The sequence below is a fragment of the Nitrosomonas sp. Nm132 genome (genome assembly GCF_900100485.1).
Classification (GTDB): Bacteria; Pseudomonadota; Gammaproteobacteria; order Burkholderiales; family Nitrosomonadaceae; genus Nitrosomonas.
This window is the reverse complement of record NZ_FNDH01000003.1, coordinates 74,780-91,278: the sequence shown is the minus strand read 5'-3', so window position 1 is coordinate 91,278 and position 16,499 is coordinate 74,780. Positions and strand designations below refer to the sequence as shown.

General features: G+C 45.0%; 11 protein-coding genes. 5 read left to right on the top strand and 6 right to left on the bottom strand.

Features of this window, described 5'->3' with window-relative positions; translation table 11 throughout:
• The first annotated feature begins 95 nt into the window (after nt 1–95).
• Together purF and BLP80_RS02095 are read left to right on the top strand one after the other, a co-directional pair.
• Nucleotides 96–1,622: an amidophosphoribosyltransferase gene (gene purF / locus BLP80_RS02100; protein WP_090539678.1), complete on the top strand. Its 1,527-nt coding sequence runs from the start codon at nt 96–98 to the stop codon at nt 1,620–1,622.
• 81 nt (nt 1,623–1,703) lie between these two features.
• Entirely contained in the window at nt 1,704–2,882 is a 1,179-nt protein-coding gene (locus tag BLP80_RS02095; protein ID WP_090539676.1) for an O-succinylhomoserine sulfhydrylase, read from the top strand.
• Between the two features lie 10 nt (nt 2,883–2,892).
• On the opposite strand, the gene BLP80_RS02090 is transcribed toward BLP80_RS02095, so the two are convergent.
• Nucleotides 2,893–3,384 carry a peptidylprolyl isomerase gene (locus BLP80_RS02090; RefSeq protein WP_090539674.1) on the bottom strand — a complete coding sequence of 164 codons (492 nt, stop codon included), beginning with the start codon at nt 3,382–3,384 and terminating at the stop codon, nt 2,893–2,895.
• A gap of 13 nt (nt 3,385–3,397) precedes the next feature.
• Nucleotides 3,398–3,973 carry a peptidylprolyl isomerase gene (locus BLP80_RS02085; protein WP_090539672.1) on the bottom strand — a complete coding sequence of 192 codons (576 nt, stop codon included), beginning with the start codon at nt 3,971–3,973 and terminating at the stop codon, nt 3,398–3,400.
• Between the two features lie 180 nt (nt 3,974–4,153).
• Between BLP80_RS02085 and cysS the strand changes: the two genes are divergently transcribed.
• Nucleotides 4,154–5,533, top strand: a complete 1,380-nt coding sequence (cysS, locus tag BLP80_RS02080; protein ID WP_090539784.1) for a cysteine--tRNA ligase — start codon at nt 4,154–4,156, stop codon at nt 5,531–5,533.
• A gap of 59 nt (nt 5,534–5,592) precedes the next feature.
• Here cysS and BLP80_RS02075 read toward each other — a convergent pair whose 3' ends face one another.
• A complete protein-coding gene (locus tag BLP80_RS02075) occupies nt 5,593–7,140 on the bottom strand; it encodes an NAD(P)H-hydrate dehydratase (RefSeq protein WP_090539670.1) in 1,548 nt (515 codons plus the stop codon).
• A gap of 59 nt (nt 7,141–7,199) precedes the next feature.
• Between BLP80_RS02075 and purL the strand changes: the two genes are divergently transcribed.
• Together purL and BLP80_RS02065 are read left to right on the top strand one after the other, a co-directional pair.
• Entirely contained in the window at nt 7,200–11,195 is a 3,996-nt protein-coding gene (purL, locus tag BLP80_RS02070) for a phosphoribosylformylglycinamidine synthase (protein ID WP_090539669.1), read from the top strand.
• 95 nt (nt 11,196–11,290) lie between these two features.
• The gene (locus BLP80_RS02065) at nt 11,291–12,541 is read left to right on the top strand and encodes a ChaN family lipoprotein (RefSeq protein WP_090539667.1); all 1,251 of its coding nucleotides are present in this window, start codon (nt 11,291–11,293) and stop codon (nt 12,539–12,541) included.
• A 379-nt stretch (nt 12,542–12,920) separates the two neighbouring features.
• Here BLP80_RS02065 and BLP80_RS02060 read toward each other — a convergent pair whose 3' ends face one another.
• The 3 genes from BLP80_RS02060 to BLP80_RS02050 are packed head-to-tail and all read right to left on the bottom strand — an operon-like array spanning nt 12,921 to nt 16,388.
• The gene (locus tag BLP80_RS02060) at nt 12,921–14,300 is read right to left on the bottom strand and encodes a sigma 54-interacting transcriptional regulator (protein ID WP_090539665.1); all 1,380 of its coding nucleotides are present in this window, start codon (nt 14,298–14,300) and stop codon (nt 12,921–12,923) included.
• 10 nt (nt 14,301–14,310) lie between these two features.
• The gene (locus tag BLP80_RS02055) at nt 14,311–14,880 is read right to left on the bottom strand and encodes a hypothetical protein (protein ID WP_090539663.1); all 570 of its coding nucleotides are present in this window, start codon (nt 14,878–14,880) and stop codon (nt 14,311–14,313) included.
• Nucleotides 14,877–16,388 (bottom strand): HAMP domain-containing sensor histidine kinase, encoded by a 1,512-nt coding sequence (locus BLP80_RS02050; protein WP_090539661.1) that lies wholly within the window; start codon nt 16,386–16,388, stop codon nt 14,877–14,879. Before BLP80_RS02050 ends, BLP80_RS02055 begins: the two co-directional genes overlap by 4 nt.
• Nucleotides 16,389–16,499 lie beyond the last annotated feature (111 nt).

Here is a 16,499-nt window from a genome sequence, read left to right as displayed (position 1 = left end):
ATAGAAATAAAATAGTATCTATTTGAGCCTTCCAGACTTATTATGCAAGAGTTTACTTATTTTCTCTGTAACCTAAGCTTATTCCGGGGGTAATTATGTGTGGGATTCTCGGTGTAGTTGCTCAATCGCCAGCCAGCCAGTTGCTTTATGATGGATTATTAATGTTGCAGCATCGTGGACAGGATGCGGCTGGCATTGTTACCGCTCAGGAAAATACTTTCCATATGCATAAAGGGTTGGGCATGGTAAGGGATGTTTTCCGCACCCGTAATATGCGCGCTCTGCTGGGTAATATGGGGATAGGTCATGTGCGCTATCCTACGGCTGGTTCCGCAGAATCGCCAGCCGAAGCCCAGCCATTCTATGTCAATTCTCCATTTGGGATTGTATTGGGGCATAACGGCAATTTGACTAATGCTGATGAGCTTAACAAAGAGTTATTTCAGTCTGATCGGCGTCATGTCAATACTCATTCTGATTCAGAAGTATTATTGAATGTGTTGGCGCATGAATTGCAGGAGTGCACAACGAGTTATCAGTTGGATCCTGCAACAATTTTTACTGCAGTTTCTGGAGTACATCGCCGTTGTCAGGGCGCCTATTCAGTGATAGCAATGATTGCAGGTTATGGTTTACTAGCTTTTCGGGATCCTTATGGAATTCGTCCTTTAGTTTTTGGAGCAGTAGAAACAGATCATGGAACTGAGTATATGGTGGCATCGGAAAGTGTGGCACTTGATACACTGGGATTCAAATTGATTCGTGATGTTGCGCCAGGTGAAGCAATTTTTATCGATGATAAAGGCAATTTTTATAGCAAGCAGTGTTCAATCAGCCCTAGTCTCAATCCATGTATTTTTGAGTATGTTTATCTGGCACGTCCAGATTCAATTATGGATGGTATCTCCGTATATGAAACTCGGCTCAATATGGGGAGTAGTCTAGCTGATAAAATAAATAAAACGATGCAGCATCTTGATATTGACGTTGTGATTCCTATTCCAGAGTCAAGTCGCCCAAGTGCTTTACAATTGGCTAATCATCTCGGTATTAATTTTCGTGAAGGATTTGTTAAGAATCGTTACATTGGTAGAACTTTTATTATGCCAGGTCAGCAGCATCGGCGCAGATCGGTACGACAGAAGCTCAATGCAATCAGTGTAGAATTTCGTGGTAAGAATGTATTACTGGTAGATGATTCGATCGTTAGAGGAACGACCAGCCGAGAAATCGTGCAAATGGCGCAAGAAGCAGGCGCACATAAGATATATTTTGCATCTGCAGCACCCCCCGTTCGCTTTCCTAATGTTTATGGGATTGATATGCCAACTCGCCAGGAGTTGATTGCAACTGATCGGGGTGATGACGAGATTTGTCATGAGATCGGAGCAGATGGTCTTGTTTACCAGGATCTCGAATCTCTCAAGAATGCAATATCATCGGTTGACTTACAAGTAAAGAATTTTGAAACTTCCTGCTTTGATGGGAATTATATAACCAAGGATGTCACTCAGGAATATCTGGCCAGAATTGAAACGCAGCGTAATTCGGGTATAAAAATATCGCGATCTAGTAGACATAGCACTCAACTTGATTTGGGTCTGGTATTGGCAGATCAATAGAAGACAAGACCAGTTTGATCAAGAGGAATACTGTCAGTTTTCGGTAACAGGTAAGCAGACTTAATTTAGAGGAAAGTCAATATGTCGGATGATTTAGAGCCAGAAACGTTAGCGCTTCATACGGGTATTCATCGCAGTCAATTCAATGAACATTCTGAGGCAATGTATCTTACCTCAAGCTTTGTCTTTGAGAGTGCCGCCCAGGCAGCTGCACGGTTTTCAGGTAAGGACCCTGGAAATATTTACTCTCGTTTTACAAATCCCACGGTCACGGCCATGCAAGAGCGACTTGCCGTGCTGGAGGGCGCGGAAGCGTGTGTGGCAACTTCTTCGGGGATGTCAGCTATACTTGCCTGTGTGCTGGGATTACTCTCAGCGGGAGATCATATTATTGCCTCGCGTAGTTTATTCGGTACAACGGTTAGTCTCTTTACGAATATTCTCAATCGGTTCAATATTGAAACGACTTTTGTATCTGCTACGGATATTAATGAATGGCATTCTGCAGTCAGGAATAATACAAAACTTCTATTTTTAGAAACGCCTTCTAATCCACTGACTGAGATTTCTGATATTCCGGCTCTAGCAGCAATTGCAAAGGGAGCAAATGCATGGTTGGTGGTAGATAATTGCTTTTGCACGCCTATATTGCAGAAACCTTTAGAATTGGGCGCTGATCTAGTGATCCACTCTGCAACCAAGTATTTAGATGGACAAGGGCGAGTGCTCGGTGGGGCAGTATTGGGTAAACGTGATTTACTGATGGACGGAGGTATTTTCGGTTTTTTGCGGACAGCAGGCCCTACATTGAGTGCATTCAATGCCTGGGTTATCCTGAAAGGACTGGAGACCCTTAAAATCAGGATGGATGCCCACTCTGCGCATGCCATGGAGATCGCACGTTGGCTGGAAGTGCAGCCGGGTGTTTCGCGTGTTTTTTATCCGGGTTTAACATCGCATCCGCAGTATGAGCTTGCTAAGCGCCAACAAAGAACCGGTGGAGGTATCGTCACTTTTGAAGTAAAAGGTGGAAAAGAAGTGGCTTGGCGTGTGATAGATGGTACAAGATTAATTTCAATCACAGCAAATCTTGGGGATGCAAAGAGCACGATTACTCATCCAGCTACTACGACTCATGGTCGAATCAGTCAAGAAGCGCGTGATGCTGCGGGGATTAGTGATGGTTTATTGCGTATCGCAGTAGGTCTAGAATCCCCGCAAGACATTAAAGCAGATCTGGCACGGGGATTATCGTCGTAATTTGATTGCTTTAGCAGATCTCAGTTTTTGTGATCACCACATCTTCTAACGGAACATTCTGGTGCCCAGCATGATCCCCAGTTTTTACCTTCTTGATCTTATCAACTACATCTTTTCCTTCTACTACCTTACCAAAAACGCAGTAGCCAAACCCTTGAGAGGTAGGCGCTGTATAGTTGAGAAAATTATTATCGCTAACATTAATAAAGAACTGTGAAGTCGCTGAATCAACATCGGATGTTCTTGCCATGGCAATGGTATAGGCATCATTCTTGAGACCATTGGCAGCTTCATTCTTGATAGGAGCCAGTGTCTTTTTTTGCCTCATGCCCAGCTCATAGCCACCACCTTGGATCATAAATCCGTCTATGACGCGATGAAACAAAGTGTTGTTATAATGTCCGTTATTAACATAATTTAGAAAATTTTGTGCAGTAACAGGCGCTTTGTCATTATCCAGCTCTATCGCGATGATGCCATAATTTGTATGCAGCTTTATCATATTTATTCCTAAGTTAATGATCAGATGGGGTTGCGAGAAGCTCGATTGATTCAATTACTATCATATTTTTGGGAACGTCGCTAGCAAAAATTCCCTTCGGTCCAGTGGGTGTTGCTGCTATTTTATTGACGACATCCATGCCTTTGGTTACTTTGCCAAACACCGTATAGCCATAGCCCTGTATAGTCTGGGCAGTGTGATTGAGAAATGAATTATTCGCAACGTTGATAAAGAATTGTGCTGTTGCAGAGTGTGGATCACCGGTTCTTGCCATGGCGATTGTACCAATCTCATTTCTTAGGCCATTAGCAGCCTCATTCTCGATAGGCTGTTTAGTTGGTTTCTGGATGAGCGACTGATCGAATCCTCCTCCTTGGATCATGAAGTTTGCGATAACACGATGAAATATGGTTCCATTATAAAAACCTTCATTTACGTAACTTAAGAAATTCTCTACTGTTTTAGGTGCTTTATCAGCATAGAGTTCCAAAGTGATCGAGCCAAGACTGGTATTGATTCTGATTTCTGGCTGAGCAGCAAAAAGAGTAGTGCTGATCATCAGTAAGAAGACGGAGAGAAATCGGGTCATGGTAATTCCTGTTCAGTAAGTGCATGCGCCGCGTCAGAAAGTAATCTCTTCCTTATGTTACAATCCCACGGTTTTGCTATGAGGTAAGATGGAGTTTTATCTTTTTATTAAATATAAAATTCTGTGATTCGCGAATTTTACCAAGAAGATCGTTTCTCTCACAATTATTCATTCGCTGTGATGCTTAAAATTTATAACACCCTGACTCGAAAAAAACAGAATTTTATTCCTTTAATACCTGGTGAAGTCAAAATGTATGTGTGCGGTATGACCGTGTATGATTTCTGTCATCTGGGCCATGCGCGTGTTATGGTAGTCTTTGATACGGTTGTGCGCTGGCTAAAAGTGATTGGCTTTAAAGTGACTTATGTGCGTAATATCACGGATATTGATGACAAAATCATTAAGCGTGCTCATGAAAATGGTGAATCAATCGATACCCTGACCAAACGTTTTATCGAGGCCATGCATGTAGATGCGGCAATGCTGGGTGTTGCGCAACCTACGCACGAACCGCGTGCAACACAATGTGTTGAAAGTATGATCACCATGATTCGTATCCTTATTCAAAAGGGATTTGCATACGCCGCAGATAATGGGGATGTATTTTATGCTGTCCACCAATTCCCTGATTATGGAAAGCTTTCTGGGAAATCACTGGAAGATCTGCGTGCGGGCGAGCGGGTGGAGATCGATCTCAATAAAAAAGATCCATTGGATTTTGTTCTATGGAAAGCGACTAAACCAGATGAGCCCTGCTGGGATTCCCCATGGGGAAAGGGGCGCCCGGGTTGGCATATTGAATGTTCAGCAATGAGTGAGCATTATCTGGGTGAGCATTTTGACATTCATGGTGGTGGCCAGGATCTGCAATTTCCTCATCACGAGAATGAAATAGCACAAAGCGAGGGCGCACATGATCATCCTTATGTTAATTATTGGATGCATAATGGCTTTGTGCGTGTTGATAACGAGAAGATGTCGAAATCATTGGGAAATTTTTTCACAGTACGGGAAGTTCTGACACGCTATCAACCAGAAGTCGTGCGTTTTTTTATTTTGCGTGCACATTATCGTAGTCCGTTGAATTACTCAGATGAACATCTGAACGATGCCAAGAATGCACTTGATCGGCTTTATATCGCGTTAAAAGAGTATGACGTGCCAGTCACTACTGAAATAAGCTGGGATGATCCTTATGCTAAACGTTTTATGGCTGCGATGAATGACGATTTCAATACTCCTGAAGTCATCGCTGTCCTGTTTGATCTCGCAGGGGAGATTAATAGAACAAGTAGTTTCCAGCATGCAACACTGCTTAAAACATTGGGCGGGATATTGGGGTTGTTGCAGCAAAATCCACAAAAATATCTACAATATGATTTCTCAACGGAAAAAAGCCTGTTTTCGCAAGAAGATATCGAACGAATGATTCAGCAGCGTTTGGAAGCGCGAAGAAAGCGAAATTTTGTTCAGGCTGACAATATTCGTAAACAGCTTTTGGACGCAGGCATTATTCTGGAAGATGGCGCGCAGGGTACAACCTGGCGCCGTCAGTAATGCTTTCTAACTGAAAGCAATGAGATTCCAGTTTCTCAGTTGACGCTGGGAAGGAATAATCAATAAATGCTATGAGTGTGGGAATATCTGAGCTGGGCGTCATGACCATAGATCCACTGGTTGAGCAAATGACGGGCTGAATGAATAATTTCTGATGCTGTCATTCCTATCGGGCCATGCAGCGTTTCAAGTAAATTATCTGCTGCTGCACCATGCAGATAAACTGCCAGTAACAGTGCATTCTCTGAAGATACTCCCTGTGCGAGTAAGGCCCCTATCATACCGGACAGCACATCGCCCGTTCCTGCACTGCTCAAACCTGGATTGCCGCTGGTATTGAAGTAACAATGACCGTTTGGCAGCATGCAAATGCTGCCTGCTCCTTTTAGTACAAGTGAGCAGTTAAAATCCTTGACTAAATTCTCTGCTGCTTGCATACGATGGCTCTGAACAGTAGCAATATCAGTATTGAGCAGCCGCGCCGTTTCAGCAGCATGAGGCGTGAGGATAGACGGAGCTTTGCGCATGCGTAACGTGCTGGCAAGTTCAGGATAGCAGGCAATGAGATTGAGTGCATCTGCATCCAATACCAGCGGTAAGGAGGTATGTAAGGCCTTCTCCAGGTAAAGACAGGCAGCGATTTCCTTTCCCAATCCTGGACCCACGATCAGGCAATTTAAGTGATTCAGTTCGAAGAGATCATCAACCGATCGCAGCATGAGTTCTGGTTGAGTGGGATCGATACTGATCGGTTGATCGACAATCAGGCCAAGGTAGACGCGTCCGGCTCCTAATTTAAGTGCAGCTGACCCTGCTAATAGCGCTGCTCCTACCATGCCCGATGATCCACCAATAATGCCAACACTGCCAAAAACTCCTTTGTGGCTGTTAATTGGGCGAGGGGCAGGCAATAATCTTTTTATCATGGTTTCGTCGAGCAACCATGATCGGGGGGGGGGCATGGAAATTGCATCAAGATCCAGATTGCACAGAATGATTTCCCCAGAATATTCGCAGCCCTCATGTGTCAGAAGACCTGGCTTCAGACCGATAAAAGTAACCGTGATCGTTGCTTTGACGGCAGCATTAGGGGCAACTCCGCTATCTGCGCTAAGACCACTTGGAATATCGAGCGCAAGCACCGGTAAATTCATGTTATTGACGGCTTTGATCAGATGCTGGTATTTTTCACCCAATGGATGTTTTGCAGGGTTTAGGCCAATGCCAAATAGGCCATCGATGACGACATGCCATAGCCCCGAAGACGGGATTTCACTATGCAATTTGCCTCCTGCACGCAGCCAGTTTTCTAACGCCCGGCCAGCGTCCTGAGATAAATGGGAGGATGCTCCAGTGAAAACCGTAGTAACCTGAAAACCCCATGCATGCAGATGGCGTGCTGCGACAAAGGCATCTCCCCCGTTATTACCTGGCCCGGCTAGCACCAGCACTTTGTTTTTATCGTTAATCAGTAATCTATCCTTGACGATATACGCAGCAGCTAAGCCGGCTTTTTCCATTAAACTAGGAGAATTAGGCAGGGCGGCAGCGAGCTGCTCGATTTCACGAATTTCAGGAGTGGAATAGACAGGGGTCGGGTTATTCATCTGATTGTGCGCCTTCTCGTGTAAAATTATTATTCTCAATTCAACGGACTATTTTTTTGATGCTCCAATTTCGAGGCCATAAGGCACTATCCCAATTTCGGTTACAAAAATTATCTGATCTGATCAAAGCCATCGTACCGCAATTTTCGGCTATTGACGCCGAATACTGGTATTTTTGTGAAACCAGCCGCGATTTGGATCAGGATGAATTAAACATTCTGCAGAAGTTACTCAACATTGAGCCAGCTCGTCAATCACATGTGCCAAAGGGTGAGCTTTTACTGGTGTTACCGCGCCCCGGCACCATTTCACCTTGGTCATCCAAAGCAACGGACATTGCTCATCATTGCGGACTTGATATAACTGAAAGAGTAGAGCGGGGTATTGCATTTTATATTCAGCATGAAACGGCCCTTTCTCATGAGAATAAGCGTGCAATCGAAGCGGTTATCCATGATCGCATGACTGAAGCGGTTTTTCATTCATTGTCTGAAGCAACGATTTTGTTTCGCCACTTTGAGCCAGCAGCTCTCAAAGAAGTGGATATCCTGAAAGGTGGGATTGAAGCTTTAAACAAAGCTAATCAAGAGATGGGATTAGCCTTGTCTCCTGATGAAATTGACTATCTCATAAATTATTTTCTTGAAATTAAGCGTAATCCTACTGATGTCGAGTTGATGATGTTTGCTCAAGCGAATTCAGAGCATTGTCGACATAAGATTTTTAACGCGGACTGGATTATCGATAGCGAGCCAAAGAATCAATCGCTATTTTCGATGATACGTCATACCCATCAACAGTGTCCACAGGGTACGATTGTGGCGTATGCGGATAATGCCGCTATTATCGAAGGAGCAACGATCAATCGATTTTATCCCGGGAAGCATCATGCTTATGGCTATGCAATGGAGCCTACCCATTTGCTCATAAAAGTGGAAACTCATAATCATCCCACGGCCATTTCTCCTTTCCCTGGCGCCGCAACAGGAGTAGGAGGAGAAATTCGTGATGAAGGGGCGACCGGTCGGGGCGCCAAGCCCAAGGCAGGATTAGCCGGATTTTCTGTTTCCAATCTGCGTATTCCAGATTTTATTCAGCCTTGGGAGGCATGGCATGGCTATGAGCAAGAGTGCTATGGCAAGCCGGCCCGTATTGCTTCAGCTCTGGAAATCATGCTGGTGGGACCGATCGGTGGGGCTGCGTTTAATAATGAATTTGGCCGACCTAATCTTGCAGGTTATTTCCGAACATTTGAAGCGCACGTTGCGGGGGAAATACGCGGCTATCACAAGCCTATCATGCTGGCAGGAGGGGTCGGTCAGATTTCCGACCGGCATACTGCGAAGCAGAGTTTCTCGACAGATTCCTTGCTGATTCAACTGGGCGGACCGGGCATGCTGATCGGGTTGGGTGGTGGGGCAGCTTCCAGCATGGATACTGGGACTAACACGGAAGAGCTGGATTTTGATTCGGTACAACGCGGTAATGCAGAAATGCAGCGCCGTGCGCAGGAAGTGATCGATCGTTGCTGGCAGCTGGAGCGGAGCGGGCAACCTAATCCCATTCTTTCAATCCACGATGTCGGTGCAGGAGGGCTGTCTAACGCACTGCCGGAGCTTGTTTATGGCGCAGGGTGCGGGGGGCGGTTTGATTTGCGTGCGATTCCTTCGGAAGAATCGGGGATGTCACCGATGCAGATCTGGTGTAACGAAGCCCAGGAGCGGTATGTACTCGCTATCCGGCGTGAATCCCTGGCGTTGTTTCAGGGGATTTGTGAGCGGGAGCGATGCCCCTATGCTGTAGTGGGTGAAACGATTGTTCAGCAGCAGCTTATCGTTTCTGATGAAAAACCGAGCGCTAAACCGATAGATATGCCGCTTTCGGTATTACTGGGTAAGCCGCCCAAAATGACGCGGAAGGTAGCGCATATCTCCAAGACGCTTGCTCCTCTTGATCTGATAGGATTGTCTTTGCAGGAAACGGCCTATCGGGTTCTAAGATTGCCTGCTGTTGCAGATAAAACTTTTCTGATCGCCATCGGAGATCGGAGTGTGGGTGGAATGACTGCGCGTGATCAAATGGTGGGGCCCTGGCAGATACCGGTGGCAGATGTCGCAGTGACAACCATGGGTTATCAAACCTATCTCGGCGAGGCATTTGCGCTCGGTGAACGCGCGCCCCTGGCACTGATCGATCCGGCAGCGTCAGCGCGCATGGCAGTGGGGGAAGCCATTACCAATATCGCTGCTGCTGCGATAGGTCATCTTAGCGAGATCAAGCTCTCTGCCAACTGGATGGCCGCAGCTGGACATGCCGGTGAGGATGCGGCACTCTATGACGCCGTTCACGCCGTCGCGATGGAATTGTGCCCTCAACTCGGGATCAGCATCCCGGTTGGCAAAGATTCCATGTCCATGAAAACTGCATGGCAGGAGGCAAATGGAGATAAAGGCAAGGAACAGAAAGAAGTGATTGCGCCGCTATCGTTGATTATTTCTGCCTTTGCAAGAGTGAGCGATGTACGCAAGACACTCACCCCGCAATTGCGTACTGATTGTGGAGAAACCGAACTTATTCTGATTGATCTGGGAGGGGGGAGAAATCGCCTGGGTGGCTCAGCATTGGCACAAGTTTATGGGCAGTTAGGGAATATTGCACCCGATCTATCGAGTGCGGCTGAAATAGATAAGCTTAAGCGTTTGTTTTCAGCCATACAGGAATTGAATGATGCGGATCAGATTGTCGCTTACCATGATCGTTCAGATGGTGGATTATTTGTGACCTTATGTGAGATGGCTTTCGCGGGACATGTAGGCGTGACGGTCAATCTGGATCAGTTGTGTTTTGATCTGCTGGCCAATGATGTCGATGGTTATGAAATCAAGCCGGAAGTACTGCATGGGAGATTTCTCGAACGCCTGATGGCGGTTTTGTTCAGTGAAGAATTGGGGATAGTGATTCAGACCGAAGTACAACATCATGAGGCAGTGCTACGTACATTGTCCCAAGCCGGATTAGGTCAAGATAGTTTTGTTCTGGGAAACCTTAATGAGCAAGATGAGATCCGTTTCTTACGTAACAATAAAATCGTTTTTCAGGAGAAACGGGTTAATTTGCAGCGCGCTTGGTCGGAAACCACATACCAGATGCAAAAATTGCGTGATAATCCAGCATGTGCGCAACAAGAATTCGATCGTATTCTCGATACCTCAGACCCTGGTCTGAGTGCTGCGCTGACTTTTGCTATCGATGAAGATATTGCTGCGCCCTTTATTCACACTGGCATCCGACCCAAGATGGCTATTCTGCGCGAGCAAGGTGTAAATGGCCATGTTGAAATGGCGGCTGCCTTTGATCGCGCCGGGTTTGATGCCATTGATGTGCATATGAGCGATATTATGGCTGGACGCGTTTCCTTAGGTGACTATAAGGGGTTTGCTGCATGTGGTGGCTTTTCTTACGGGGATGTGCTGGGGGCCGGTGAAGGGTGGGCCAAATCTATCCTGTTTAACGCACGTGCTCATCATGAGTTTCAGTCTTTTTTTGAGCGTAGGGATACGTTCGCGTTGGGTGTATGCAATGGTTGCCAGATGATGAGCAATTTGCATGAAATCATTCCCGGTACTGGTCACTGGCCGCATTTCGAGCGTAATCTCTCCGAGCAATTCGAAGCACGCTTTGTTATGGTTGAGATACCATGCAGTCCCTCACTCTTTTTCGATGGTATGGCGGGAAGCCGCTTGCCTATTACGGTGGCCCATGGAGAAGGATATGCAGCATTCAGTAGTGATCAGCAACTGGAGTCGGCGTTATCTTATGTCGCATTACGCTTTATTGATCACCGAGGTGCGCCAACTGAACGGTATCCATTCAACCCTAATGGGTCGCCACAAGGGATAACCGGGCTGACCTCGACGGATGGCCGGTTTACCATTCTGATGCCCCATCCGGAACGGGTTTTTCGTACTGTACAGCATTCCTGGCATGTGGATACCTGGCTAGAAGATTCTCCATGGATGAGGATGTTTAGAAATGCGCGTAAATGGGTAGGGTAGGTGTCTGGAATCAATTAGGAACCGGATTTGTCTTTCCGAAGGTATTTCTGCGTGGCAATCTAAACCATTAATATTCTCAAGAATAATCAATAAAAATGACTAATTTGAAAGTGAGTGTCCGAAGCGGATTAGTAAGCATAATGTTATTAGCATGGGGGGTATATTCCGACAATTTGCTAGCACAAGTTATCCCGGCCCATAAACCTGAAGTCCGGATCGGTAACTCTGCGCGGGAATGTGTGTCGGCAGCGAATTGGATTATCCCTGGCAAGGGCGCAACTACCTTGCCCGAGATCATGACGCATGCAGCAGATCAATCAGTCATTTTACTGGGTGAAACACACGTTAATCAGGAGCATCACCGCTGGCAGTTGCAAATGCTGGCGGCGCTTTATGCTGCTCGTCCCGATATGGTGATTGGTTTTGAAATGTTTCCACGCCGCATCCAGAAAGTACTCGACCAGTGGGTCGCAGGCGAACTGTCTGAGTCTGCCTTTCTAAAAGCTTCAGAGTGGGATACGGTATGGAGAACTGATGCGAGTCTTTATCTACCCTTATTTCATTTTGCACGCATGAATCGTATCCCGATGCGAGCGCTTAATATCGATACACGCCTAAGGAAACAGGTATCCGAGAAAGGTTTTGATGGCGTTCCGGAGAATGAACGCGAGGGGGTGACGCGTCCGGCGCCTCCTAGCCCTGAATATCTCGATTTTCTGTTGCCGATATACGAGTCACATGACCGCAAGGGCAAGAAAAAGGAAGGAGATAGTCGTTATGATCCAGATTTCTTACGATTTGTCGTTGGCCAGCAATTATGGGATCGGGCAATGGCTCAAGAGATTCTTGCAGCGCTCGGCATGCATAGTCGAGGAAAAAGCCCACTAGTTGTTGGTATCATGGGATCAGGGCATATTTTGCGTGGTTTTGGCGTGCCTCATCAATTGAAAGATCTGGGTGTCACGAGAATTACCTCACTGTTACCATGGGATGAGAGCAAATCGTGTGATCAGCTGGTTGCAGGTTATGCAAGTGCGGTTTTTGGCATTGCCCCCTTTGCTGCAGAAACAACACCTTTGCGCCAGCGATTGGGCATCCGCTACGAGATTGCCTTGGAAGATGGGGGGGCACGTATTTTGCAGGTTGAAGAAGGCAGCATAGCTGAAGCAGCCAATATGCGTGAAGGCGATATTATTACGGAAATTGCTGGACTGTCGGTAAAGGAACTGGGTGATATCATCGCTGTGATCAAGCATCAGGCACCGGGTACCTGGTTACCGCTCAGAGTTAAGCGAGGGAATGACGAAATCGAGATCGTTGCCAAATTTCCTGCGCTGGTGAAATGAAGACGCTATCACAATCCAGCTCGCATACTACACAAAGTGTTTGAGTGAGATAATTTTGCGGCATTGCGCTGACTGTCAGCTCGTGCGGAGTGATGGCAGAGGATCACCTTGGGGTAGATAATGATATTACCGTCACGATTGATCCCATTATTTTTTACGCAATGACTTACCCGATCAGGCGCACCGGCCATACGAATAGCCGAGGTAAAGCAGAGCGTATCAGATTCTGGAGATCTGTTTAATTTGACTCTGGAACAGTCAACACCTATTTATCATTTGCGTGTTCTGGTAGTTAACCGAGAAGGAAGCGCCGCCCATATTACGCGAGGTGATGGTTAGAAATCAGGCAATAAAAAAACATCCTGCTAGCAGAAGGTTCTTAACACAATTCTTTGTTTTTTTCTTGTTGTTTATAAAGGGTAAAATCAAGTTGATGTCTTTGAAGAAGTTTATAGAATTCTGTCCGATTGCGCTTGGCTAACCTGGCAGCTTGCGTGACATTACCTGAAGTCATTTTCAGCAGACGTACCAGGTAATCTCTTTCAAACTGTTTGCGTGCTTCTTCGAACGATACGAGCTGTGTTTCTTCCTTATGCATCGCATCATAAACCAGTTGATATGAAATGAGAGGATTCGCGCTCAGGACGACGCTTTGTTCTATTACATTCATCAATTGCCGGATATTACCTGGCCAAGAGGCACTTAGCAGAAGATTGATTGTCTCCGGAGAGAACCCATTGATTTCTTTTTCGTATTTATCAGCAAATGCGCGAAGAAAATGATTTGCCAGTAAGGGAATATCTTCACGGCGTTGAGCGAGTGAGGGAATAGTTAAACCAACTACATAGAGCCGATAATACAGATCCTCCCGAAAATTTCCTGCAATGATCTCCTCTTTGAGATTACAGTGGGTAGCTGAAATGATCCGGACATCAATTGGGACTGCTTGTGTAGATCCGACGGGTCTGATTACCCTTTCTTGTAGTGCATGCAGTAACTTTACTTGCAGTAGCAAAGGCATGTCACCAATCTCATCAAGAAACAACGTGCCACCTTCAGCTAATTGAAACAAACCTTTATGGTCCCGGATAGCGCCTGTAAAAGCGCCTTTGACATGCCCAAATAGCTCGGATTCCAGTAATTGTTCAGGAATGGCTGCGCAATTGATGGTTACAAAGGGCTGGCAACAACGTTTGGATGCTTGATGAATAGCGCGTGCAAATAATTCTTTGCCAACGCCACTTTCCCCTGAAAGTAGGACACTGGCGTTTCCTTCTGCAACCCGTTCTACTTTAGTGAGAATATCTTCCATTTCAGCATTTTGGGTAATGATGTTTTTGCGCCATGCGACTTGTGATACTTCACTGGATTCGCTATTTCCGTTGTTGCACGTCAGTCTGAATGCCCGATCAATTTGATCGAGTAAGGTTTTGGGATCATAAGGTTTAGTGAGGTAACCAAAAATACCACGCTGAACCGCGGCGACAGCATCCGGGATAGTGCCATATGCTGTCAGGATGATGACCGGTAGCGTTGGAATAGCGTGATGAATATGTTCAAATAATGTCATACCGTCCATCCCACTCATTTGCATGTCACTGATGACAAGATGGGGGCGTATGATGTCCAAGCAGTTCAGCGCTGTTTCAGCACTAGTTGCTACGATAGTTTCAAATCCCGCAGCGGTTAAACGTATTGAGAGTAATTCAAGAAGATCTGAGTCGTCATCGACAAGTAAGATTTTTTTAGGCTGTACCATATATTTTTATTCAAGGTGTTATTCTTCGGATTGGGTTCTTTTCCATATTTTTAATTGGGTTTTTTTCCATACTTTTTATTGCGTCTATTCTATTTTGCAGAGTTTGAGCATGTTCTTCCGATGCTTTTAATCTTTGCGATAAATTTTTTGCATGAGTTTTTGCAATTTGTTGTTCTGTAAGCAGTAAAATTAATAATTTCTTGAAACTAGCCAAATTAGGCGGTAGCGTTATATCCTGTGGCCAGCTATTCAATAAATCAAGAGCAGTGTGGGTATCTGTGAAAACCGTATTGGGTAAGCTAATCAGTAGGATATATTTAAGACGGCTTTCGGGATCGGTATTATTTTTGAAGTGATTTTTAGCATAATTGTATTCCCAAGCTAATTGGAAAGCATTCTTTTCCTGTAGCAGATCATGATACAACATCAATTTATCGAGACTGCTGTATTGGCCAGATTTATCTTGCTGAAGAGTTTGTTCAGTAAAAATGACTGCTGATTGTTGAGCAGGCGTTACTGTGCATCCGATTAATGTAGCAGAAAATATGAGAAGTAATATGGACTTGGAAGTGACGCTCATGGTTGTGCTTCAGGGTCATGGATAGGTAAAATCAGACGGAGATGGGCTCCTGGTCCAATATGTTTAATGAGTTCAATATCTCCACCGTGTGCGAGCGCATATTCTCGGGCAATGGATAATCCAAGCCCAGTTCCTCTGATATGGCTATTAGGTATACTGCGCCCCTGATAAAAGGGTTCAAATATTTTATCCTCGTCGCTGATATCAATGCCGATACCATTGTCAATGATGTCGAGTTGGATGATTTGACCAATTTGTATCGTAGAGATTTTGATGCTGCCTCCCTGTGGGGAGAATTTTATGGCATTTGATAAAAGGTTATCAATAATAATGCCAATTTTCTGTTTGTCGCATTCAAGTAGCAGATCTGGGGAGGTCAACTCAATCTTTATTTTTCTGCTCATAATGGAAAGATTCTGATCTTTCAATATATTGGTGATGATGTGAGCTAGATTTGTACGCTGTTTAATGAGTGCAGTTTTGTCTGCTTGAAGAGCACTGAAGCTCAATAAATCTTCAATGCGTTTCTGCAATTGAATGCTGCTAGTATGGAGAATATCCGCTATTTGTTGCTGTTTCTTATTAAGATTACCGGTTATTCCTTCTGCAAGGAGATTAGCACCTTCACGAATGGCGGTGAGGGGTGTTTTAAGTTCATGAGAGACATGCCGCAAGAACAGAATTTTCTGTTCTTCTAATTTAAGCAAGCGGCGGCGCATCCAGTCCAGGCGAGAGCCTAAGTATTTTAAATTTTCCGGCCCATTGATTCGTACCGCGCTGGATAACTTACCTTGTCCCATATTGTAAATTGCTTCATCAAGCTGACGAAGTGGACGAGCCATGAACACCGAGAAAGTAAGTGCCAGCAAGATAACAAATGGAATCAGAATGACTAATTCCCATTCTACCAAAGTACGGGCATGTGCGGCCATTTCACTCATTTCGTTTACGTTCTGCCCAATTAACTGATAATTTTCTGTAGAAAAATCCTGAGCAAGGATAAGCAGAGAGGTAAATTGATCGAGTAAATTTCGCAAATTCTGAGGTGTGTCATATGAAGCCAGCATTTCGCGAAAAATCGTTGTCTCAAATAATCGTAATTTTTCCAATAAAAGCTGTTGTTTGAGATGGGGAGAAACTTCGAGCAGCTTTATCGCTGTTTTCTCAAAATTGACATGTGCCTGAAAATAACCTTTGAGTAAGGATAAATCTTCCAAGATATGTGCGTGCTGTACACTTCGCTCCATGTCAATGATTTCATCAATGAGTATACTGCTGCCATGTGTAATTTGTGTTGCTTGATAAACAGTTTTGCGGCTTTGTTCGGCAAGCTGATCAATACGTGTCGCACTATAGATTAGCGCGGCGATCAATGGTAAGCCTATTATTGAGAAGCCAAGCAAAATTAATTTTAAAAATGACCTGGGATTATGGCGTAGTTCTGCTTGGCGGATAGTATCCGATTTATCATCTGTATTTGATGTGACATAATCTATCGCAATTCTCATTACATCTGTCCTTTTTGTTTTCTATCACCCAGCTATGTTTTTTTTTTATAAAAATAAAGACCTTAAGCGGTTTTTTAAATTACAACTTATTATACTGAGGATGAGAGAGTT